Annotated in this window: 32 protein-coding genes and 2 pseudogenes; 31 read left to right on the forward strand and 3 right to left on the reverse strand. The window is 67.4% G+C overall.

The features are described from left to right. The first annotated feature begins 249 nt into the window (after positions 1–249). The 6 genes and pseudogenes from Q0599_RS06245 to Q0599_RS06265 all read left to right on the forward strand — a co-directional run bounded on the left by Q0599_RS06245 (position 250) and on the right by Q0599_RS06265 (position 4,188). Positions 250–2,097 (forward strand): gamma-glutamyltransferase family protein, encoded by a 1,848-nt coding sequence (locus tag Q0599_RS06245; RefSeq protein ID WP_298827203.1) that lies wholly within the window; start codon positions 250–252, stop codon positions 2,095–2,097. Positions 2,098–2,144: 47 nt separating this feature from the next. After that, positions 2,145–2,732, forward strand: coding sequence for a uracil-DNA glycosylase family protein (locus Q0599_RS06250; RefSeq protein ID WP_367180908.1), 588 nt, complete (start codon positions 2,145–2,147; stop codon positions 2,730–2,732). A 43-nt stretch (positions 2,733–2,775) separates the two neighbouring features. Continuing rightward, positions 2,776–2,961 (forward strand): annotated as a pseudogene (locus Q0599_RS26140) (2-dehydropantoate 2-reductase N-terminal domain-containing protein); the annotation flags it as partial. Positions 2,962–3,168: 207 nt separating this feature from the next. Next, a complete protein-coding gene (locus Q0599_RS06255; RefSeq protein WP_298827206.1) occupies positions 3,169–3,384 on the forward strand; it encodes a DUF3079 domain-containing protein in 216 nt (71 codons plus the stop codon). A 130-nt stretch (positions 3,385–3,514) separates the two neighbouring features. After that, positions 3,515–3,679 (forward strand): DUF5668 domain-containing protein, encoded by a 165-nt coding sequence (locus Q0599_RS06260; RefSeq protein ID WP_298827211.1) that lies wholly within the window; start codon positions 3,515–3,517, stop codon positions 3,677–3,679. Positions 3,680–3,774: 95 nt separating this feature from the next. After that, complete coding sequence (locus Q0599_RS06265; RefSeq protein WP_298827214.1) at positions 3,775–4,188, forward strand: hypothetical protein; 414 nt, start codon at positions 3,775–3,777, stop codon at positions 4,186–4,188. Here Q0599_RS06265 and Q0599_RS06270 read toward each other — a convergent pair. Continuing rightward, a complete protein-coding gene (locus Q0599_RS06270; protein ID WP_298827217.1) occupies positions 4,185–4,595 on the reverse strand; it encodes a hypothetical protein in 411 nt (136 codons plus the stop codon). The two genes, Q0599_RS06265 and Q0599_RS06270, sit on opposite strands and share 4 nt — an antisense overlap. A gap of 215 nt (positions 4,596–4,810) precedes the next feature. Between Q0599_RS06270 and Q0599_RS06275 the strand changes: the two genes are divergently transcribed. From Q0599_RS06275 to Q0599_RS06315, 10 genes and pseudogenes are all read left to right on the forward strand, one after another. Further along, on the forward strand, positions 4,811–5,068 hold the full coding sequence (locus tag Q0599_RS06275; RefSeq protein WP_298827221.1) for a hypothetical protein: 258 nt from the start codon (positions 4,811–4,813) through the stop codon (positions 5,066–5,068). Between the two features lie 187 nt (positions 5,069–5,255). After that, complete coding sequence (locus Q0599_RS06280; protein ID WP_298827224.1) at positions 5,256–5,642, forward strand: RidA family protein; 387 nt, start codon at positions 5,256–5,258, stop codon at positions 5,640–5,642. Beyond that, positions 5,617–6,018 (forward strand): DnaJ family domain-containing protein, encoded by a 402-nt coding sequence (locus Q0599_RS06285; protein ID WP_298827227.1) that lies wholly within the window; start codon positions 5,617–5,619, stop codon positions 6,016–6,018. The genes Q0599_RS06280 and Q0599_RS06285 overlap by 26 nt, the downstream gene beginning before the upstream one ends. Positions 6,019–6,099: 81 nt before the next feature. Further along, entirely contained in the window at positions 6,100–6,438 is a 339-nt protein-coding gene (locus Q0599_RS06290; protein ID WP_298827413.1) for a TfoX/Sxy family protein, read from the forward strand. Between the two features lie 179 nt (positions 6,439–6,617). After that, a complete protein-coding gene (locus Q0599_RS06295) occupies positions 6,618–6,962 on the forward strand; it encodes a PDZ domain-containing protein (RefSeq protein WP_298827230.1) in 345 nt (114 codons plus the stop codon). A gap of 236 nt (positions 6,963–7,198) precedes the next feature. Further along, entirely contained in the window at positions 7,199–7,624 is a 426-nt protein-coding gene (locus tag Q0599_RS06300; protein ID WP_298827233.1) for a GFA family protein, read from the forward strand. Positions 7,625–7,678: 54 nt separating this feature from the next. Continuing rightward, the gene (locus Q0599_RS06305) at positions 7,679–8,191 is read left to right on the forward strand and encodes a GNAT family N-acetyltransferase (protein ID WP_298827236.1); all 513 of its coding nucleotides are present in this window, start codon (positions 7,679–7,681) and stop codon (positions 8,189–8,191) included. Between the two features lie 428 nt (positions 8,192–8,619). After that, positions 8,620–9,540, forward strand: a complete 921-nt coding sequence (locus Q0599_RS06310; RefSeq protein ID WP_298827239.1) for a 2-dehydropantoate 2-reductase — start codon at positions 8,620–8,622, stop codon at positions 9,538–9,540. A 41-nt stretch (positions 9,541–9,581) separates the two neighbouring features. Then, positions 9,582–9,917: pseudogene (locus tag Q0599_RS26145) on the forward strand (GNAT family N-acetyltransferase); the annotation flags it as partial. Between the two features lie 210 nt (positions 9,918–10,127). After that, positions 10,128–10,607, forward strand: a complete 480-nt coding sequence (locus tag Q0599_RS06315; RefSeq protein ID WP_298827242.1) for a GNAT family N-acetyltransferase — start codon at positions 10,128–10,130, stop codon at positions 10,605–10,607. Between the two features lie 77 nt (positions 10,608–10,684). Here the strand turns inward: Q0599_RS06315 and Q0599_RS06320 are convergent, their stop codons facing one another. Then, positions 10,685–11,086 carry a nuclear transport factor 2 family protein gene (locus Q0599_RS06320; RefSeq protein WP_298827245.1) on the reverse strand — a complete coding sequence of 134 codons (402 nt, stop codon included), beginning with the start codon at positions 11,084–11,086 and terminating at the stop codon, positions 10,685–10,687. Positions 11,087–11,301: 215 nt separating this feature from the next. On the opposite strand from Q0599_RS06320, the gene Q0599_RS06325 reads away from it, so the two are divergent. The 15 genes from Q0599_RS06325 to Q0599_RS06395 all read left to right on the forward strand — a co-directional run bounded on the left by Q0599_RS06325 (position 11,302) and on the right by Q0599_RS06395 (position 20,288). Further along, entirely contained in the window at positions 11,302–12,375 is a 1,074-nt protein-coding gene (locus Q0599_RS06325) for an alpha/beta fold hydrolase (protein WP_298827249.1), read from the forward strand. A 100-nt stretch (positions 12,376–12,475) separates the two neighbouring features. Then, positions 12,476–12,940: an RDD family protein gene (locus tag Q0599_RS06330; protein WP_298827252.1), complete on the forward strand. Its 465-nt coding sequence runs from the start codon at positions 12,476–12,478 to the stop codon at positions 12,938–12,940. Positions 12,941–12,994: 54 nt separating this feature from the next. Beyond that, complete coding sequence (locus tag Q0599_RS06335) at positions 12,995–13,420, forward strand: nuclear transport factor 2 family protein (protein ID WP_298827253.1); 426 nt, start codon at positions 12,995–12,997, stop codon at positions 13,418–13,420. A gap of 179 nt (positions 13,421–13,599) precedes the next feature. Continuing rightward, positions 13,600–14,055: an MOSC domain-containing protein gene (locus Q0599_RS06340; RefSeq protein WP_298827257.1), complete on the forward strand. Its 456-nt coding sequence runs from the start codon at positions 13,600–13,602 to the stop codon at positions 14,053–14,055. Between the two features lie 33 nt (positions 14,056–14,088). Next, on the forward strand, positions 14,089–14,787 hold the full coding sequence (locus Q0599_RS06345; RefSeq protein WP_298827416.1) for an SDR family oxidoreductase: 699 nt from the start codon (positions 14,089–14,091) through the stop codon (positions 14,785–14,787). 90 nt (positions 14,788–14,877) lie between these two features. Continuing rightward, a complete protein-coding gene (locus Q0599_RS06350) occupies positions 14,878–15,339 on the forward strand; it encodes an isoprenylcysteine carboxylmethyltransferase family protein (protein WP_298827260.1) in 462 nt (153 codons plus the stop codon). Positions 15,340–15,470: 131 nt separating this feature from the next. Further along, positions 15,471–16,148, forward strand: a complete 678-nt coding sequence (locus Q0599_RS06355; protein ID WP_298827263.1) for a hypothetical protein — start codon at positions 15,471–15,473, stop codon at positions 16,146–16,148. A 124-nt stretch (positions 16,149–16,272) separates the two neighbouring features. After that, positions 16,273–16,647: a hypothetical protein gene (locus tag Q0599_RS06360; RefSeq protein ID WP_298827266.1), complete on the forward strand. Its 375-nt coding sequence runs from the start codon at positions 16,273–16,275 to the stop codon at positions 16,645–16,647. 33 nt (positions 16,648–16,680) lie between these two features. Beyond that, the gene (locus Q0599_RS06365; protein WP_298827268.1) at positions 16,681–16,986 is read left to right on the forward strand and encodes a hypothetical protein; all 306 of its coding nucleotides are present in this window, start codon (positions 16,681–16,683) and stop codon (positions 16,984–16,986) included. A gap of 182 nt (positions 16,987–17,168) precedes the next feature. Beyond that, positions 17,169–17,513 (forward strand): multidrug efflux SMR transporter, encoded by a 345-nt coding sequence (locus tag Q0599_RS06370; protein ID WP_298827271.1) that lies wholly within the window; start codon positions 17,169–17,171, stop codon positions 17,511–17,513. Positions 17,514–17,593: 80 nt separating this feature from the next. Continuing rightward, a complete protein-coding gene (locus tag Q0599_RS06375; RefSeq protein WP_298827273.1) occupies positions 17,594–17,908 on the forward strand; it encodes a hypothetical protein in 315 nt (104 codons plus the stop codon). Between the two features lie 28 nt (positions 17,909–17,936). Then, positions 17,937–18,383, forward strand: a complete 447-nt coding sequence (locus Q0599_RS06380; RefSeq protein ID WP_298827275.1) for a nuclear transport factor 2 family protein — start codon at positions 17,937–17,939, stop codon at positions 18,381–18,383. A 172-nt stretch (positions 18,384–18,555) separates the two neighbouring features. Next, positions 18,556–19,227 carry a hypothetical protein gene (locus Q0599_RS06385; RefSeq protein ID WP_298827278.1) on the forward strand — a complete coding sequence of 224 codons (672 nt, stop codon included), beginning with the start codon at positions 18,556–18,558 and terminating at the stop codon, positions 19,225–19,227. A 34-nt stretch (positions 19,228–19,261) separates the two neighbouring features. Further along, on the forward strand, positions 19,262–19,810 hold the full coding sequence (locus Q0599_RS06390) for a hypothetical protein (protein WP_298827281.1): 549 nt from the start codon (positions 19,262–19,264) through the stop codon (positions 19,808–19,810). A 226-nt stretch (positions 19,811–20,036) separates the two neighbouring features. Continuing rightward, positions 20,037–20,288, forward strand: a complete 252-nt coding sequence (locus Q0599_RS06395; RefSeq protein WP_298827284.1) for a hypothetical protein — start codon at positions 20,037–20,039, stop codon at positions 20,286–20,288. Positions 20,289–20,307: 19 nt separating this feature from the next. Here the strand turns inward: Q0599_RS06395 and Q0599_RS06400 are convergent, their stop codons facing one another. After that, complete coding sequence (locus tag Q0599_RS06400; RefSeq protein ID WP_298827287.1) at positions 20,308–20,769, reverse strand: YciI family protein; 462 nt, start codon at positions 20,767–20,769, stop codon at positions 20,308–20,310. Positions 20,770–20,825 lie beyond the last annotated feature (56 nt).

Raw genomic sequence — 20,825 nt, forward strand, 5'->3', positions numbered from 1 at the left:
CGCCTCACGCGTCGATGGCCCGGCCCCTGCTCACCTCGCGTTTCACAGCCAGCCGCCGGACCGGTGCAGGACCGGGCCAGTCCGTCAGAAGCAGTGCTTCCGGTCTCGGGGGCCATTCGCCAACAGGGTGGCCCCAAGCTTCGCGCGAGAGCAGCCGCTCCGGCATCGCACTTGGCCCGCGCGGCGCTCACTGTCATCATCCGCCTCGCGGCTCAGGCGCCAGACCGGCGACACTCGAGGAGACCCGTCATGCGCAAGACCCTGCTCCCCCTGCTCTTCGCCCTCGCCGTCGCACCCGCGCTTGCACAGCGCACGCACAAGGCGCCGCTGCATGGCAAGGATTGGATGGCGGTCACCGGCAAGCCGCTCGGCGCCGCGGCCGGCGCGCGCATCTTCATCCAGGGCGGCAATGCGGTCGACGCGGCCTGCGCGATGCTCGCCGCCACCGCGACGATGTGGGACGTGCTGCACTGGGGCGGCGAGACACAGGCGCTGATCTGGGACCCGCGCGCGAAGAAGGTGGTCGGCATCAATGCCCTCGGCGTGGCGCCGACCGGCGCGACGCCGGAGTTCTTCCGCGCCAAGGGTTTCGACCACCCGCCACCGTACGGCCCGCTTGCGGCGGTGACGCCGGGCACGCCGGGCGGCCTGCTGGTGATGCTGGCCGAGTACGGCCGGCTGTCGCTGGCGCAGGTGCTCCAGCCCGCGATCGAGATGGCCGACGGTTACCCCATGGAAGGCGAGACGGCGCGCGACATCGAGGCGGAGCGACAGGAGATCGAGCAATGGCCCGACTCGAAGCGCCTGTTCTTCCCGAACCCAGGCGGCAAGGCGCCCGAGCCGGGCCAGCTGTTTCGCCAGCCCGACCTGGCCGCGACCCTGCGCAAGCTGGTCGACGCCGAACGCCAGGCGCTGGCTGGCGGGGCTGACCGCAAGGCCGCGATCCGCGCCGCCTACGACCGCTTCTACAAGGGCGACATTGCCGAGCAGCTGGTCGCCAGCGCGCGCGCGCAGGGCGGGCTGTTCACGCGCGAGGACCTGGCGAACTGGCAGGTGCGCATCGAGGAGCCGGTGAAGACCACCTACAAGGGCATCGACGTCTACAAGCTCACCGCCTGGACGCAGGGGCCCGTCATGCTGCAGGCGCTGAACATCCTGGAGAACTTCGACCTCAAGTCGATGGGCTTCAACAGCACGCGCTACGTGCACACCGTCTACCAGGCGATGAACCTGGCCTACGCGGACCGCGACTTCTACTACGGCGACACCACGGTGCCACCCGAGGAGCCGGTGGCCGGATTGCTGTCCAAGGACTACGCGAAGTCGCGTGCCAAGCTCGTCAACGCCGAGCGCAACGACCCTGCGGTGTCGCCGGGCGACCCCTATCCTTTCCAGGGCGGCCGCAACCCGTACCTGGACCTGCTGAAGCGCTGGCACGAGCCGCGCGCGAAGCGATCCGTGCCGGCCGGTGGCACGCCGAGGAGCTCGCTCGACCCGATGGAAGGGTCGTTCTTCGCCGGCACCACGTCGGTGGTGGCGGCCGACAAGGACGGCTGGCTGGTGTCGATCACGCCGAGTGGCGCCTGGATTCCGGCCGTGGTCGCCGGGCCGACCGGCATCGGGCTGTCGCAGCGCATGCAGAGCTTCGTGCTCGACGCCGCCGAGAATCCGTTCAACGTGGTCGCGCCGGGCAAGCGGCCGCGCGTGACGCTGACGCCGACGCTGGCGACGAAGGACGGTGTGCCGTGGCTGGCGTTTGCCATACAAGGCGGCGACGCGCAGGACCAGCACCTGTTGCAGTACTTCCTGAACATCGTCGAGTTCGGCATGACGCCGCAGGAGGCGGCCGAGGCACCCGCATTCCTCAGCGAGCAGATGCGCGAGTCCTTCGAGCAGCACGCGTCCAAGCCGGGCACGATCTGGCTCAACGACGTGACACCGCCCTACGTGCGCAGCGAGCTCGGCCGCATGGGCTACAAGCCGACCTACCGCGCCCGCACGATGGGGCCGGTCAACGCGATCCTGATCGACCCGAAGCACCGCACCTTCTGGGGCGCGTCGGGGAACCACGGCGAGGATCACGGCATCGGTTGGTAAGCCGGGCTGCCCGCTTGGCTCGTACCTCAGCCATCACCTTTCCTGTCGTGTCGTCCGTTGCGTCCCTTCTGTCGGAGGTTCGTGCCTGCACGCTGTGCGCCGGGCACCTGCCCCACGGCCCACGGCCGGTCCTCCAGCTTCATCCGTCCGCCAGGATCCTCATCGCAGCACAGGCGCCTGGACGAAAGGTGCATGAAACAGGCATCCCCTTCAACGACGCGAGTGGCGACAGGCTGCGCCGCTGGCTGGGTGTCACGCGCGAAGAGTTCTACGATCCGAGACGCTTCGCCATTCTCCCCATGGGGCTCTGCTACCCGGGCAAGGGCAAGTCGGCTGACCTTCCACCTCGGGCTGAATGTGCTCCACGCTGGCGGGCACCCTTGCTGCAAAGTCTCGGGACCTTGGAGCTGTCGCTGGTGATCGGCCAGTACGCCCTTGCCTACCACCTTCCCGGGGAACGTGCCAGCCTCACGAAGGCCGTTCAAGACTGGCGCACACACTGGCCCACGCTGGTGCCCCTGCCGCATCCCAGCCCGACCAACAACCGATGGTTCGCCCACAACCGGTGGTTCGAGTTCGGATTCGTTCCCTTGCTTCAGGCTCGGGTGGCGGAGGCCCTTCACGGTGTCGGCTGAGCCATCGCTCCGCAGGTGCACTGGCCCATCGTGACGGATCGTCATGGTCACGCTTCGCTGGTCCGTCCTGGGCAGCGGCTCAGTGGGACTGGCGGTTGCCGCGACGTGCGCGCATGCAGGACTGCACGTCACGCTGCTGGCGAGCGGTGCGTCGATTCAACTCCTGCGCCAGAACGGCACCAGCGTCAGCGGTGCGAGCGGCGATCACCGGATCGAACCTCGGCGACCGAAGGTCTCGAGGGCGGAAGCTCCGAAATTCGCCTCTGAGCGGCGAACCCCCTCTCGACGGGGAGCCCTGCCAATGCCCGGGGCCTCGGTGCTGCCGGCATTCGAAGCTTGTCGCGCGTCAACAGTACTTGCCCAATGCCGAGGCATACTGAATGCTTTGTTCGTGCGGTACCGACTTCTGTCGGTGCCCCTGGCCCGAATGGCTGCTATGGTCAAGCGCTTTCCCACCCATCCTGCGCACCCCGAACGCACGTGTTGGGGTTGCGAGAGGTACTGCGCCGCCACTTCCATGGCCTGCGGCAATGGCTCGGAGCGCACCCAGCATCCCGCCGAGCTGTTCGGCCCGGACTGGCAAGAGTGGGCGCCACCCTCGGCAGCGGCCACGGCCCCAGTTTCGCTTTCGCCTGCACGCGACGCCGCCTGAGCTTTCGTTCGGGGCGGTCCTCCACCGGCTAGTCCCTGCCGCCTATCATCGGCCTCGCGGCCCATCGCCCTGGCGTTGGCAGCCCATCGGTTCACGCGTCAGGCCGCACATCCCAAGCTTCGAGGTCCGCATGTTCAGGAAGTCAATCCTTGCGCCGCTCGTCCTGATCGTTCTTGGCGTGCTCTTCCTCTTGTCCAACCTCGGATTGCTGCCCAACCTCGGACCGATCTTTGCACGCTGGTGGCCACTGATCCTCATTGCAGTGGGCGCCTCTCTCCTGCTGAGGCGCTTCTAGCACCTGCGGACCCAGGGAGCCCCTTCCTGCGTCGGCTCCTCGGCTCGAATGTCGGCGCGCGCCGGGGGCAGCACCTTGCACGGGAGAACGGTCGAATGCACTCGCCATCCTTCTCTTCCCGGCGCCACGTCATCGGCGTCCTCGGTGCACTGCTTTCTGGTTCTCCGTTGCCAGTGCTGGCGGCAGGCTCGACGGAACAGAAGTACCCGGACGTCGTCGCGGTCGAGGTCCGCGCCGCCGGAACCAACACGTTCGACTTCGACACCACGGTTTCCTCACCCTATGACTCGCCGCAGCGCTACGCGGACGCATTCCGCATCATGAGCAGGGAGGGTTCCGTCTTCGGCGAGCGAGTGCTCTTCCACGACCACGCCAGTGAGCAGCCCTTCACCCGCGATCTGTACGGCGTGAAGATCCCGGCCGACGTGACGGTTGTCGTGGTCCAGGCGCGCGACAAGCGGTTTGGGTACGGTGGCAGGACCGTAGAGGTCCGGTTGCCTGGCCGCTAGGGGTCGAGGTGGTCACCGTGGGCTGCAAAACTGTCAGCCAGGCGAAAGCAAGGGCGCCCATGCTGCACTGCAACATGAAAACGCTCGCTCAGCAGCGTCTCCGCCTGCACCTCGAGGACATACTCGGGAGCCTGCATTACGCCCGCCGCTCCGATGATCTCGGTCGGCTGGCTCTCGTCACGTACTGGGAAGTACGCCGGTGGGCGCGCATGGCCCGGCAAGACCTGCTCGCCGAGCATGCCTCCAGACTCATCACCGAACACCCTCATGCCACTCGGGCAGAGTTCCTTGCACTCGTAGACGGCGTCATCGAAGAACTCGAAACCCTGCACGGCAGGCTCCATTGAACGCTGCACGGTGGAGGCGACCGCGCGGGTCCAGGGCAGCCCCATCGCGCTGCGGTCCATCCTGCGTTCGTGCCGACGGTGAGCGGCAGGGCGCGGCAGCCCCCAGCAGCCATCGACGACGGCAGCGCATCGGTCGGCGAGCCGCGCATCGGCGGTGATTCGCGACCTGCCGGCTCCCGGGAGTAAGCTTCCATAAGAGGTGCCCGCCATCAGACTGACGCGGAGCCTCGCCCGGTTGTCACGTCCTCTCCAACCCACCCCATGGGGAGCAAACCATGAACGCTCGCAATTCAGGTCTCGTCGCGGCGGGTGTGCTGGCCGCCGCGGCAACGGCTGCAGTCCTCGCGCCGACCGCGCGGTCACAGGTTCAAGCCACGCCGAGCTACGTGCCGATCGGTGTGTCTTCCAGCGGAAGCACCAGCACGGTCTGGTTTCACGAGCCTTCCTCGCGCCAGGCGCTGGCCTGCCAGACGGTCCAGCAAGGCGCGGGCATCACGGGCATTCAGTGCGTGGTCGCCAAGCTGCCGTCATGAGGGTGCGCCCTGGCCCTGCGCTCGGGCCGACGCGCACCGGCAAGGGACTTGGCCCGAGCGGCGCCCGCTGTCATCATCCGCGACGCGGGCCGGGCGCCTTCACGGCACCGGCCCCTCGGCTCCAGCGTGGGGGGGCGAGTCGCCGGCGAACGTCGTCCGCGAACCGCATCGCAGAGAAGGCAAGATCGTGGCCAAGAGAATCATCGAAACCCGCAGCGCGCCCACGCCGGTCGGCCCCTACTCGCAGGCCGTGGTACTGGACGGCTGGATCTGGACATCGGGGCAGGTGGCACTGGACCCGTCGACCGGCAAGCTCGTCGGCGATGACGCAGCAGCACAGGCCGACCGCACATTGCAGAACATCCAGGCCATTCTGGAGGCCGGTGGGTCCAGCTTGGCGCAGGTTGTCCGGTCCGCGGTCTACCTGACGGACATGGACGACTTCGCCGCGGTGAATGCGGTCTACCGCAAGTACTTCCCCTCGGCGTTCCCGGCGCGGGTCTGCGTCGAGGTGTCCCGGCTGCCACTTGGTGCGCTGGTCGAGATCGATGTCACCGCCAGGATCGCCTCCTGACCCCTCGCCCGACGCGGACGCGCGCAAGCGACGAGACGCGGCCATTCGTTCGCAGGACGAAGCCATCGCCGAGCACCTGGCGCAGGCTTTCCGGTCGGGCGAGCTTCAGAGCGCCCCCAGCTTTGGCAAGCCCATGCCCGAGTCCGAGGGCTGGGCGGCGACTCCTGCCGAGTTCCGCCTTCCCTTCAAGATCCTCAAGAACGCGGGGGTGCCGCCACCCGAAATCGAACTGTTCCACCGGCGGGCCAGGCTCCGCGAGCGCCTTTCGAACGCGGTGTCCGAGCAGGAACGCCAATCCTTGGTGGCCAAGCTCAGCGAGGTCGAGCAAGTCATCGCCCTGCGGCTCGAGGGCATGCGAGCCAGCGGCAGGCTCTAGGCAGCAAGCAGCGGGGCCCAGCCCTTCGCTCGAGCGGAGCCGATGCCGCGGCTCCAACGTCAGGCCACGGAGGTGAAGACGATGCCGTATGACGAAGCTCTCGCCCATCGCATCCGCCTTGCCATGGAAGGCGACGCCGCGCTCTCCGAGAAGAAGATGTTCGGCGGAATCGCCTTCCTCCACCGCGGGCACATGTTCGTGGGCGTCTCCGGCCACAAGCTCATGGCACGCGTTGGCTGGGAATACCACGAAGACTCACTGAGCCGCCCCCATGTGCGCGAAATGGACTTCACCGGCAGACCCATGCCGGGCTATGTGTACGTCGAGCCGCCGGCCATCGAGAGCGACGAGCAACTCGACTTCTGGCTTCAGCGCTGCAGACAGTTCGTCGGCACCCTTCCAGCCAAGGCGGCCAAGTAGCTCGCAGGCGTCTTGCAGCGACATCGAGGCCCATTCACTCGCCCGCGTCGACTCGGACCCGCAGGGCGCTCGCCCCTGCGCTCTCCAACCCTTCAAGCGTCGGGCGGGACGCTCGCCACGCCCCGCGCGCGCTGTCCGTGAGCGGCGCCCTGCGATCCCTCGGGCGAGGTGATCTGCTCGTGCTGCTGGCGCTTCTGATGTACCCCGTTGCCGTGACGGCCGATCCCGCTCGGGGCATCTTTGGCGTGACGGTCGCCATCAGCGGTGAGGGCTGGTTCCATCCCACCGTTCGAGCCTCCAAGGTCACCGCGGTCCGGCCCGGCCTTGCGGCGCACAGGGCCGGCGTCGCCGCCGGCGACGAAGTCCTCGAACTCGACGGCAAGCGCATCCCTGGCGCCACGGCGAAGGACCTCGCGCCACTTGCCCAGGGCAAGCGCGTCGGCGAACGAATCTCCGTCCGGCTCCTGCGGCCGGACGGTACGTCCTACACGGTGATTCTGACGGCCGAACAGGCTGCGCAGTGATCGCGCGCCGAAGACGGGCCGACAGGCGTTCCAGCCCGTTGCCTCTCGCAGGCACGAGGGCCCCGGCTGCGCGTGTCGTACACCGGCGAGCGCCATCCCACCCTTCCCTCGAGCGGACTCGCACCGGCGTGGCACTTGGCCGGCGACGCAGTGCTTCTTATCATCCGCCTCGCGGCCCGAACGACATCCCGGCGCTCGCGCGTCAGTTCCAACGTCGGGCAGCACAAGGAGGCCATGTGCTTCGCGGAAGTTGTCTTTGCCAGGGCGTGGCATTCGAGATCGACGGCACCGTCATCGATCTCCTGTACTGCCACTGCTCCATGTGCCGCAAGGCTCACGGCTCGGCGTTCCGGGCACGCGGCAAGGTGAAGGCATCGGAATTCCGGTGGGTCAGGGGCGAGGAGAAGGTTCGCTACTACGAATCATCGCCCGGTCAGCACAGAAGCTTCTGCTCGATCTGCGGCTCGAACCTGATCACCAAGTTCGACGACAAGCCCCGCGTCCTCGGCCTGGCACTCGGCGTACTCGACGATGATCCTGTGAACCGCCCCATCTGCCATGTCCATGTGGGCTCCAAGGCACCCTGGCACGAGATCACCGATGCCCTGCCCCAGTTCGAGCAGAACCCCACGAGCCCTGTCACACCCAAGGATGCCGACTGAGCCTTCGCGCGAGCCAGCTGGTCAGCCCTTGAGCCACACGAGGAGCTGCTGAGAGTGTCGGAGCCAGAGTTCCGAACCGAGCGTCTGCGGGTACGGCGCTGGCGCGATTCCGATCTCCCTGCCCTTCTCGCCGTCTACGGCGACGCCGAGGCCATGCGCTGGGTGGGTGACGGCCGGGCCATCACGCACGAAGAGTGTGTCCAGTGGCTCGACGTCACGCGCTCCAACTACGCGAAGCGCGGATACGGCATGTTCGCCGTCGAAGAACGATCGTCAACCGAGGTGATCGGCTTCTGTGGAATCGTCCATCCCGGTGGGCAGCCCGAGCCAGAGGTCAAGTACGCCTTCCTTCGTTCTCAATGGGGTCGCGGCTTCGCCACGGAGGCTGTGTCCGGCCTCATTGCCTATGGCGCTCGCACTCACAACCTGGCATTCATCATCGCCACCACGGCGCCGTCCAATCTTGCATCGCACCGGGTTCTTCTCAAGGCCGGAATGCTCCGCGCCGGGTTGCGGGACAACGGCGACGGTACCCATACGCAGCTGTTCGAATGGCGCTGCGGCTAGAGTGCGGCCGAAGCCTTCGCCGCATTCACGCCCGCGCTCCATCGTCAGGCCGCAGACACCGCGGCGTCGTGCCATTCGAGATATGCGCTGTTGGACTTGGAGGAGCTCGAGGAGAGCACTCTCGAGTCCTTCCGGCAGCGTTATCAGGCACTTGCGGCCGCTTCCCGTGTCGAGCTGAGCCAGGGCTTCAAGGACACAGGAACCCCAGAGGCATGAGCGAAAGCGACGACGCCTGACCCTTCGCTCGAACGGATCGGCACGGCGTGACTCTTGGCCCGCGATGCGCCGTGATCTATGCTGCGCGTCGCGGGCCCGGCACCGTGCCGGCGCTTGCCCCGCAGCACGAACGTCGAACCCCAGGCTGAGCAATCGTTCCGGCGCCAGACTGACGATTGCCACTGGAGCGGTCAGCGGCAAGGAGAGAGACCATGCGAATCGCAATCATGGGATCCGGCGGCCTGGGCGGATACTTCGGCGCCCGGCTCTGCGCAGGTGGATCGGAGGTTCACTTCATCGCGCGCGGCAAACATCTCGACGCCATTCGCGCCGACGGTCTTCGGATCGAGGGGCCCGCTCCGATGCTCGTCAGTCCTGCACTAGCGACTGACGACCCCCGGACGGTCGGAATCGTCGACCTGGTCATGGTCTGCGTCAAGCTCTGGGACACGGAGGAGACGCTGGATCAGATTCGACCGCTCGTCGGTCCGAACACGACCATCGTCTCGTTCCAGAACGGCGTTCTCAAGGACGACTATCTGCGCGCCAAGTACCCCGACTCCCAGATCATGGGCGGCGTCGGTTATGTCGCGACGACCATCGATCGCCCGGGCGTCATCCGCCAGACCGGCCCCATGCAGCGGCTGATCTTTGGCGAGTTCGACGGTTCGCAGTCCGAGCGCGGCAAGGCCTTCCTGGCGGCGTGCCTGGCCGGAGGAATCAACGCCGAACTCTCCACCCACATCCGCCGCGAGATCTGGCAGAAGTACGTGTTCCTAGTGGGCCTGTCCGGCACCACGACGACGATCCGCAAGCCCATCGGACCGATCCGGGAGAACCCACAGACCCGCGCCTTCCTGCTCGATGTCATGCGCGAGGTTGTCGCCGTGGGTCGCGCACACGGCGTCGACCTTGCCGAGGACTATGCCGACGTGAGACTTCGATTCGCCGACGAAGTCGCCTACGACATGACGTCGTCCATGCACCACGACCTCGAGCGGGGCAACCGCCTCGAGGTCCGATGGCTCTCTGGCGGCGTCGTCGAACTCGGAGCGGCGAAAGGCCTCGCCACGCCGCTGAACCGAGCGATCGCCGACATCCTCGCGCTGCATGCCCCAGGCCTGGCTCGATGAATCGGTCGTGCGGTGCGAAGTCCGGCCGCGCGCTCGAAGCGATGCCCACAGGTTTGCCGCCCGCGCCGCGAGGCGCTCGGCGTTGGCATGCTCCTCGGGGCGCTGGCGTCTATCGGCACAACCAAGCCGTCGCGCCAATCTCCCTGGCTCGGCAGTTCGCAATTCTCGCGACGGCAGCGTCAGGCCAGGTCGTCGGTGGAGCCACCGGAAGAACATGGGGCAAGTGCCGCGGGCTGTTGCAGATCCGGGTCGCCACCGAGCCTCGCTGCCAAGGACTCGGTTCCGGCTTGCTGCACGAGTTCGAAGCTCAGGCGCGAACGCGTGGCAGCGGCGTCTGCGACCTCGTGAGGCTGAGCCATCAGGCCCCGGAGTGCTATCGGCGCCACGGCTGTGCAGTCTTGGCCTGGAAACGACGGCCACCCAAGCGGTATCGTCAGGTACCTCATGCACAAAGCCCGCACCTGATTCTTCGCTCGAGCCGCGCCGGCATGGCCCTTGGCCCACCGCCCGGGCGGTTCATCCTCCGTCGAGCAGGCCGAGCGCCACACCGGTGCTCGCCCCTCGGCGCAAACGTCAGGCCACACACCTTGCTACGATTCCGCCCCCTCACCGCTGAAGACCAAGACAAGCTCTGGCACTGGCTGCATGTCGCGCTCTGGGATCCTCCGCCCGCCGGCCTCCGCCCCGTCGAGGTGCTTCAAGCGCCCGGAGTGCGCATCTATGCCGAGGCGTGGGGCAAGACGACGGATGTCGGCAGGGTCGCGCAAGTGAACGGGACGGACGCCGGCGCTTGTTGGGTCCGCCTCTTGCCCGTTGGCGTGGGTCTGGCGTCGGTCGATGCGGCAACCCCGCAGCTGGGCATCGCGCTCGAGCCCGAGTTCCAGCACAAGGGCCACGGCCGGCCCCTCATGCTCGAGACACTGAAAGCCGCTGCTCGGGCGGGCTATCGCCAGGTGGCGCTCACCGTTCACCCTGAGAATCCCGCACAGTACATGTACGAGAGTTGCGGGTTTCGCAAGGTCGAGCGCCGCAACAACTATCACCTCATGCTGGCCCGTGTGGCCTGACCGTACACACGAGCGCATCCCACCCCATGGCACAGGAGCCGCGAGCCGCATGCTCCGCGTCGCGGACCGGGCGGCATCTAGGTGGGCTGAATCGCGAGCCAGTGTTGATGCGAGTCGACCCTGTGGGCGAAACTGGCAACCTTGCCGTGATCGTCGAAACGCCAGAGGTGAACCTCGTCTTCCTCCTTGACCGTGTGGGCGGTGGCCTTGACCACGAACTCCAAGCCGATGATGGCGACGACGATGTTGTCGCGCTCCAGCAGGGTCTTCGGCTGGAACCGCCGAATGTCGAGCGCGCCCAGGGACTCGAAGAAGCCTGGCACCTCCGCGCGCCCCCGTCGCGGTCTCAGCCAGGGCACGCCGATGTCTGCGGCGCCGCCGTCCCACTCGACGCCTTCCGCCAGATGACCGAGAAACGTCGGGAGGTCGCCGCGCCCGAAAGCCTCGTAGAGGGTCAGTACTGTCTGAATGTTGTTCATGGCTGCGACTCCTTGTCGATTGGGATCCGTTGGGTGCACGATGCGGCGCCAGTCTCCCGCCGGGCGCGCGTGCCGTCATTGGGCGAATGTCCCGTCGCGCAGGCGTCTTGCCCCCTGGCCGGCGGCGCCGGGCGGGCGCTTGTCCCGTCCGCCCTGGGTTCTTGCCGGACCGCCGGACCCAGGGCCGTGATCCGCGGTTCAGCCTGCACCTGCGCGTGAATACTTCCCCCACCGACATCCGCTTCGTTCACGCTCCCGATGGCGCCCGGCTGGCGTACTCGGTCACGGGAACAGGGCCGCACGTCACGATCAAGGCGGGGATGTGGTTGTCCCATCTCGAATTCGATTCGCAGAATCCGCTCAACCGCCACTGGCGCGATGCGATGGAAGTCCGCGGCCGATTCGTGCGCTACGACGCACGCGGCTGCGGGCTGTCGGACTGGGCCCCTCCGGAGATCGACTTCGACGCGTGGGTTCGCGACCTGGAGACCGTCGCAGATGCGGTCGCGGCGCCGACCTTCACGCTGTTCGGATACTCGCAAGGCGCTGCAGTGGCCATCGCCTACGCGGCGCGCCACCCCGAACGGGTCGGACAGCTCATTCTCTACGGCGGCTTCACCCGCGGGCGCCTCGCGCGTGCCAAGACACAGCAGGAGCGCGACGAGGCCGAAACGATGTGCCGGCTCGCCGAGCTGGGCTGGGCCAAGGCTGATGACGCCTACCGCCAGTTCTTCACCTCGCAGTTCCTGCCGGCCGGTACCCGGGAGCAGCATCAGTGGTTCAACGAGCTGCAGCGGGTGTCGTCCTCGCCGGAGAACGCCGTTCGGTGCATGCGCGCGTTCAACACCATGGACGTGACGCAGCTCCTCCCCCAGGTCGGATGCCCGACGCTGGTCCTTCACGCCAAGGGCGATGTTCGTGTGCCCTTCGCGGAGGGCATGGCGATCGCCGCCGGAATCCGCGACGCCCGGCTCGTCCCGATCGAAGGCGTCAATCATGTGGTGACGGCCGACGAGCCCGGCTGGCAGCAGTGCCTCGATGCCATCGAGGCCTTTCTTCCCCGCGTACCGCCGCTGCGCGCCGCGCCCGGTTTCGACAAGCTCAGCGAACGACAAGCGCAGATCCTCGACTTGCTCGCTCGAGGGTCCGACAATGCCCAGATTGCTGCGCACCTGGGGGTGTCGGACAAGACCGTTCGCAATCAGGTCTCGGCGATTCTCGCGGTGCTGGGCATCGAGTCGCGCGGACACGCGATCGTGCGGGCGCGGGAGGCCGGCTTCGGCCAGTAGCGCCGCGGTGACGGCGTTGCGCCTCGGGCAGAGCATGACTGGCCCCTGGCTGGACGGGGGCCGGTTCGCTCGAAAGTCAGGTGTCCTACGGGGAGAGTGAATGCCACTCGATGATGTCGAATACGCCGGCTTCTGGGTTCGCGTCGCTGCTTCCCTTGTCGACACGCTACTCATCGTGAGCATCTCGCTGCCGCTGCTTCTGGCGATCTACGGCCGAGCCTACTTTGCACCGCGAGACACTGCGGTCCTTTCCGGCTGGGCCGACTTCCTCCTGTCCTGGGTGGCCCCCGCGATCGCGGTCATCGTCTTCTGGCACTACAAGCAAGCCACCCCGGGAAAGATGATCTTCTCCGCACGGGTCGTCGACGCGCGAACGGGGAAGACGCTCGGCGTCGGTCAGTCCATCGTTCGCTACCTGGGGTACTTCGTATCCACCATCCCCTTCGGTCTCGGACTGCTGTGGGTTGCCTTCGATCCGAAAAAGCAGGGCTGGCACGACAAGCTGGCCGGAACGGTCGTCATTCGCTCGAAGAGGCGCAGCCCGAGCCGGTCAGGCTCGGGTTGACCCGGCCCTTCGCTCCCATGTCAGGCGTCGTACACCCCACACCGCGAGACCACCGTGAACATCGAAGAATTCATGCACGGCTACAAGGCCGCATGGGAACAGCGAGACCCGGCCATGTTTGCCGCCCTGTTCACGCCCGACGGGCGATACCACAACACGCCGTTCCAGGTTCAGCGTGGCGCGGAGCAACTCGTCGAGTACTGGAAACGGGTGCAGCTCCAGGAGGACGTTCGAGTCACCTTCGCGGTGTTGGCCAGCACCGCCACATCGGGCATTGCGCACTGGCACGTCACCTATCAGGTCGCGTCGGAGGAGTTGTTCCGGATCTGGGCCCGATCCACCGGGACCAGTCTCGTGGCTCGCAAGCCTGGCGATCCTCTGCCACGAATGGTGCTCGATGGCATCCTCCAGGCCTCGTTCAGCGGCAAGCTGTGCGCGGAGGCTCGCATCTGGTGGCACAGCATGCCCCAGCCTGCGTGAGATGCGGCGCAACGACACCCCACCCACCATTCGAGCCGGCTCCCCATCTGGTCGCCATCCGTCCCATCGACCTTGCGTTGAGACCGACGGTGCCCCCACGCGCGAGGGACGTCGAACCAGGTGGCCCTCGCTTCTTGACCTCAGGCGGCAGAATCTCGAAAGGCGCACAGAATCGTCACATGGTCGAACACATCTTCATCCGCCCCCAGCCAGGTGGACCGCAAATGCCTCTCCCGCGGGTGGAAGTCGTGGCGGGAGCGGGCATCCAGGGCGATCGCTACTTCGGCGCCCAGGACGAGCCCGGCCAGAACATCACCTTCATCGAGGCCGAAGAGATCGAACGCTTTGCCCGCGTGAACGGGCTGAGCCTCCCGGCTTCCGCGACCGGTCGGAATGTGATCACCCGCGGAGTCCGGCTCAACGATCTGGTGGGGCGGTCGTTCCGTGTCGGCGGCCTGAGTTTCCGCGGCATCGAGCTCTGTGAACCCTGCCTGACTCTCGGCGAGGCGCTGGCCACGGCCGATCTGTCGCCAGCGCAGGTGGTCAGGCAGTGGGTCGGCCGGGCCGGGTTGAGAGCGGATGCGCTGACCTCCGGCGAGCTCACGGTCGGCTCGTCGTTCGACGTCGGCGCCTAGTCCTTTGCTCGAGGCGTCTGGCTCCGGCGTGGCATAACCAGGCAAGAAGGCATGCAGAACGCACTGGTCGGCAAGCGGGTCCTCATCACCCAGGCCACGGAATTCATGGGGCCGGTCCTGTGTGAAGTCTTCGCGGAGCAGGGCGCAACCATCGTGGCCAGCGCGGAAGAACTCACCGAGCCCGAGGCTGCAGATCGCGTGGTTCGTGCGGCGGGCGAGGTCGACATCCTGGTGGCCAATCTCGCGTTCACGGCACCCACCACGGCCGCTGCGGAGGTGACCGAAGCCGAGTGGCGCCAGGTCTTCTCGGCTCTGGTGGACCCGCTCCCGCGGCTCCTGCGTGCCGCAGCCCCTGCAATGGTCGGTCGTCGCTCCGGAAAGATCCTCGTCATCGGCAGCGCTTCCGCGCTGCGCGGCATGAAGAGGGCCTCGTCGTACAGCGCCGCCCGCGGCGCCCAGCTCGCCTATGTTCAGGCCGTGGGTGTCGAACTCGCGCCGCACAACGTGCAAGTCAATGCCATCGCGCAGAATTTCGTCGACAACCCGACTTATTTTCCTGCCGAGGTGCAGGCGAACCCGCGCTTCCGGGAGCGTCTTGCCCGCGAGGTTCCACTTGGCAGGCTCGTGGCCGCGCGGGAGGACGCTCAGTTCGCGGCGTACCTGTGCAGCAGCGCCGCCGACTGCTTCGTGGGCCAGGTGTTCCCGGTGTGCGGCGGCTGGGTGGCACGTTGACCGCACCACCTGGCCCCTCGCGAGAGCGGACGCGCACCAGCATGGCGCTCACTCCTCCTCTGTCAAAGGCCAGGCATCCCTGAAACACCCATGCAGTGGCTGGAGCACATGATTCCACCGCCCGTGGTCGGGGCGCTCGTCGCCTTGGTCATGTGGCTCGTCGCCCCGCTGGGTCCGGCGCTGCCTCTCGGTTCCACCATGAGGTCTGTGGTGGCAGCCCTCCTTGTCACTGCGGGGCTGGCGTTCGACCTTTCGGGTCTGCTCGCCTTTCGGGCCTCGAGAACCACCATCAATCCGCTCACACCGGCCCGTGCCTCAGCGTTGGTCACGGGCGGTGTGTACCGAATCACCCGGAATCCGATGTACGTGGGCCTGTGCTTCATCCTGCTGGCCTGGGGCACCTATCTGTCGGCGCCGTTGCCTTTCCTGGGCCCGATCGTCTTCGTGCTCTACATCACCCGCTTCCAGATCCAGCCCGAGGAGCGGGTCCTGGACGAGCTGTTCGGCGAGCAGTACGCCCGTTACAAGGCCCGAGTCCGGCGCTGGCTGTGATGCCTCGCCGTTCGCTGCAGCGGACGCGCATGGGCATGGCACTTGGACCGCGAGGCGCCCGCTGTCATCATCCGCATCGCGGGCCAAGCGATGCGCGCGTCCGCCCCTCAGCCCGAGCGACAGGCCGCCCCGTGGAACCCCAACACCCGCCACGGCGCCTCTGGCAGCGCTGGATCGTCGCCAACGCGTGGGCGGAGGCGGTCGGGCTGAGCATCGTCGCCGGCGTTGGCTTCCTGGTCGCCCGCCGTCTCGGTGAGCCCAGCGGCCCCGCCGCGGCCCTCGGGCTGGCTGCCGTCTTCGTGGCACTGGGCGCAATCGAGGGCCTCGTCGTCGGTGTGGCGCAGAGCCGCGTCCTTCGCAGCGCCTTGCCCCAGCTCACCGGATGGGTGTCCGCCACGGTCGTCGGCGCCATGGTGTCCTGGGCGCTCGGCATGGTGCCCAGCACGATCATGAGTTCCCTGCCCCAGCAGCCAGCAGCGGCGCCGCCCGAGCTCGGCACGTCCTTGCGCCTGGTGTTCGCCGCAGGTCTGGGCGCCCTGGCCGGGCCCTTGCTGGCCGCGTTTCAGTGGCGGCGCTTGCGCGAGGTGCTGCCCCACGCCTGGTGGTGGCTTCCAGCCAACGCCCTTGCCTGGGCATGCGCCATGCCGGTCATCTTCCTGGCAGCCCACCTCGCGGCCAGCGAATCCCGGCCTCTCGCAGCGGTTGTCGAACTCGTCCTCTCGTTCGTGCTTGCGGGTGCATTGGTCGGTGCGATTCACGGCCGCTTCCTGCTCTGGCTGCTCGCTCGTCGTGCCCAGAGGGCGGCCTGACCTTTCGCCCGCGCGGCCCCGCACCGGCATGGCCCTTGGCCTGCCTGGCGAGCTGGCTTATCGTCGGTCGTGCAGGCCGTGCACCGGTTCCGGTGCGCTCCCTCTCTCGGACCCGAGGCCCCGCATGGATCAGCGTTTCGTTCCCAGTCGGCTCCTTCTCGCGGCTGCACTGTCCCTTGTCGCCTCGAGCGCTCAGGCCCAGGGCAACGCCATGGTTCTCGGTCAATCGCTTGCGCTGGCAGGATGCCTGGGCGGCACGTTCGCGGGTGCGGTCGCCGCGTTTCGCAGCCCGCGGCCGGTTCGCTTCTGGGCGTCGTTCGGCGTCTACCTGGGCGCCCTGTGCGTGGCAGCCTCCACCTGGGCCGGCACGATGGACATCGTCCCCTTGGCCCTCGTGCTCGGCGCGGTCTCGGGGCTGCTGCCGTACGCCGCCTGCTTCCTGCTGGCCCGCCGTGGCCTGTTGTGGCTTGGCGCAAGGCTCCGTTGCCGCGGTGTCTGACCTGGATGGCGACACATCGCGCCACTCTTCGCGATGAACGCCGATGCGGCGCAGCGGGCCTGGAGCAACTGGGCGGCCGAAGCCAAGGACTCCGCCGAGTTTGTCGGCTTTGGGAGGCTGGGGTTGACGGAGATCGTGACGTTCACCTTGCTCACCCATGGGCGCTTCGGCGCCATCATGGAGCGGATCGGCATGCGCAACACCAGGCCCGACTTCGAACGCCCTGTCGTGCCGAAAGGCAGTGCTCTGCGTCCGCACGGCCTCTGTGCCATCACCCGCAATGAGTGGCGGGGCTGTGGCGGTGAACCCTCGCCGAAGCGGACTCGCACCGACGACTGAGCCGGTTGCCGCCACGCCATCCGCACCCTTGCACCCGAGCTCCATGCAGTGCCGGTCCGCCACCCCCTTCGTCATCGTGCCCCGCGGGATCCAAGGCTCTCGCAGGTGGCGCCCCACGTGCACTGGACGCCCGCGGCATGACCTGACAGAGTCGCCGTTTCCGCGCTCTGACACCCTGCTCCATGCTCGCCATCACCACCACAAGCTCCGCCTGGCTGGTCATCCTGGCATCCGGCCTCCTGGAGATCGCCTTCTCCGTGAGCATGAAACTCTCGGACTCCTACACGAGACCGGTGCCGTCGCTCATCTCCGTGCTGACAGCCATCCTCAGCGTCTGGCTCATGAGTCTCACGCTCAAGGTCATCCCGGTCGGCACGGCTTACGCGGTCTGGGCTGGCATCGGGGCCGCTGGCACGGCACTCGTCGGCGTGCTGTTCTTCCAAGAGCCGGCAAGTCTCGCTCGCATCGGCTGCATCGGGCTGGTGGTGGCAGGCATCGTGGGTCTGCAACTGCAGGTTCCTGCGTAGAGTACGGCGCCATCCTCCGCTCGAGCGCAACCCCGGCTCGACGTTCAGGCAGCATCCTCGAACTCGGTGACTCAACGACCATGAATGGTTCTTCCGATCAATTCGCCACAGAACTTCTTCAACGGGTGGACGAGGTCCTGTACTACCTGTGGGATCCGCTCGGCGTCGCCCGGGAGCCGTCCTCACGGCAGGAGTATTCGGCGTTCGCCTCAGAGGTCTTCGCCGCGCTTGTGGACGATGCCGACGAACAACGCCTCATGGAGCTGCTGTTGCTGCTCGAGACTGATTTCCTGGGCCTGGGGCCCAGGCCGAGTCAGGCCAGGCGCGTTGCCGAGTTGCTCTTCGATTGGCGTGTCCTCCTGGAACAGAAGTACGCCGGCGGTTCGTCTTACTAGGGGCTCAGGCATCGAACACAAGGCTGCGATGGTGACATTGGACAACCTGGCGCATCGACTGGCCATTGCCGAACAGCTCGGACGATACTGTCTGACGTTCGACTCGAGCGACGCAGACGGTTGGGCCGCTCTGTTCACGGACGACGGCGTGTTCGAAGTCAGACTGACGGGTGACGACAAGCCGATCTTCCAAGCCCGGGGGTTCGGGCAACTGCGCGCGTTCGCTGCCAACGCGCCGCGCCTTCTGCACCACGTCACGGGCCTCGTGTTCGACGAAATGCTGCCGGACAGCGCTCGAACAAGAGCCACCGTACTGGGCACGTGGGCCTCGCCTGAAGATGGGTACCCTGCAATCTACACGCACGGCCGCTATGAGCATCGCTGGTCGCTCGTGGCTGGAACATGGCGGATTGCCTACCAGTTGTTCATCAGCCGCGGCTATCACGCCGCCGCCTTTCCAAGGCGGGCGCAGTGATGCAGCGTGCCCCAAGCTTCGCAGCCATGCGGCCTCACCTTTCGTTCGAGCCGTCAGCCGCCGGCAAGGCACTTGGACCGCGAGGCGCTCGCTGTCATCATCCGCCCCGCAGGCCAGGCGCTGCGCCGGCGCCCGCCTCCGGACTCAAACGTCAGGCCTGCCTGGAGCCTCTATGTTCGCTGGCCATCTCGGAGTCGCCCTCGCCGCCGCGCGAGTCGGACCGCGCGTCAACGTCGGCGTGCTCGCCGCCGCCGCCCTTCTGCTTGACGCCCTGCTCTGGTTGTTCGTGCTCCTGGGCTGGGAGACGGTCGCCATTCCGGCCGACTTCCCGCAAACGCACCAGCCAGAGTTCGTGTTCCCGTTTTCGCACGGCCTGCTCGCTGGCCTCGCATGGTCGGCGCTGGCGGGATCGTGCTCGATCGTGCTGTACAAGGATCGCGCGGGCCCGAGGGCGCTCACGGCACTTCTCGTCGGCGGCGTCGTCTTCTCGCACTGGCTGCTCGACGCACTGGTCCATCGGCCGGAGTTGCCATTGACAGGTACGGGCTCGCCCCGCGTAGGCGTCGGGTTGTGGGACCACATGCCCCTTGCGCTCGCGATCGAAGGCGTCCTCGTGATCGTCGGCATGTTCCTGTTCTTCCCCGGCTGCGGCCTGCCCCGGCCGAAAAAGGTGGCCCTCGCGGCGCTGAGTGTCCTGGTGCTTGCCTTCACCGTGGCCGGAATGACGGTGGCCCCCCCGCCACCTTCGGCAACCGCCATGGCGGCAAGCTCGCTGTGCACCATCGTCCTGCTCTGCGTGCTCATCGGCTGGATCGGGCGCGGTGCTCGCGCAGGGCGGGCCTGATGCTGCGCCGGCGTGGACCCAAGGTTTGGCTTTCATGAACGCCCTCGCGCGCACGCCCTGCCGCTCGGTCGTCGGGCTGTTCTTCGTTGCCACGGTCGTCGGTTGTGCTCACCAGGCACCCACGGAACAGACCATCGAGGTTCGTGTCGAGGCCGACTCCCCGAACTGGGCCGGGCCCCTGGCGTGCGAGGCCAGCAATCCGGCCGGAAGCTGGCCGTTCACCGCGCCAGGGACGGTCACGGTTCTGCCGTCAATGGCCCCCCTGCACGTCACCTGCCAGGCACCCGCGGGATCGGTGGCGCAGCCCAGCATCACCGCGCCGAGCACCCCTTCCCCGAGCGAGCGTGCCCGCGAGGGCGCGGCCACCGGTGCCAAGGTGGGTGCCGGCGCAGGGGTCGCGCTCGGCATTGCGGCCGTGCCGGTGATGGGCGGGGCGTTCGCGCTGCTCATCGCGGCCGGCGCCGCCATGAAGGGCGGAGAAATCGGTGGGCTGGTCGGTTCGGTGCGCGCCGGCGCGCAGGACCGCTATCCCAGCCCATTGGTGCTCCACGTCACGAGCGAGCCGCGGAGCGGCAGCGACTAGGCGGCCGGGCCCCTGCCTGCGGCAGCGACGGCCAGTCCTGCGCGCGGGCGTCGGTCCGCAGCGTCAAGGCACTTGGCCCGCGCGGCGCTCGCTGTCATCATCCGCCTCGCGCGCAGTTGGCCTTGCGAACGCGCTCCCCCTTCGGGCATGCCGCAGGGCTCGTCCACGCACCCATCCAGCACGTGCGAGTTGCGCCTTCGCTTCCACAAGAACTGGAGTCGTCGCCATGACACAGCAGAGCCTCAGGATCGCCCTCGCCTTCACCGACGAAGACCAGACTTGGCTTCGTGTGTCTTCGGTCTCCGTTCCCAAGTTCTTCGAGGGCCACTCGGAACTGCCCGCCACGGGGGATGCACTGCGAATCGGAGGCCGTCAATTCATCGTCCAGGCACGCATCTGGGAACACGACGGCTTGAGTCCGTCCCTGCGCCTCCTGCTCAGCAGCGGCCACGCGCCCAGTGACACCGTCTTCGGCTAGTCCGTCGGCCGGGGCGCCATCAGAAGCGCTTCTTCGCGAGCTTCTCGTGCGTCTCGCGCACGAGCATCAGTGCCGCTGATCCGTAGTACTTGTGGTACTCGGCCACCATTTCACCTTTGACCAGCACCGGGTCGGTCGCTGCCAGTTGCTTGGCCTCTTCGATGTCCTTCACGGCAAACACGAACAGCCCTCGCCAGCCGTCTGCGCCGTCAAAGGGGCCCGCCAGCACCAGCTTTCCCTCTTCGGACAGTCGCTTCATGTTGGCAAAGTGACCACGGAACATCTCGTCCCGTTCGGGGCCTTCCGCCACCCTCGTGGGCCCGGTCTTCAGCACCACCAGCACGTAGCCCCGCATGCCGTAGTCGTCGGCTCCCACCCGGCTCGCCAGTTCCGCGTCGTAGGCTGCCGCAGTTGGCTGCGCTGCGGCAGGAGCCACGGCCAGAGCGAAGGTGGCCGCCAGTCCACCCAGCAGATTCTTCATCGCATCTCCACATCGGACGTCGCGCCCATCCTACGCCCGTGGCCGGCACTTGCAGC

The sequence above is a fragment of the uncultured Piscinibacter sp. genome (genome assembly GCF_937952055.1).
Lineage (GTDB): Bacteria > Pseudomonadota > Gammaproteobacteria > Burkholderiales > Burkholderiaceae_C > Piscinibacter.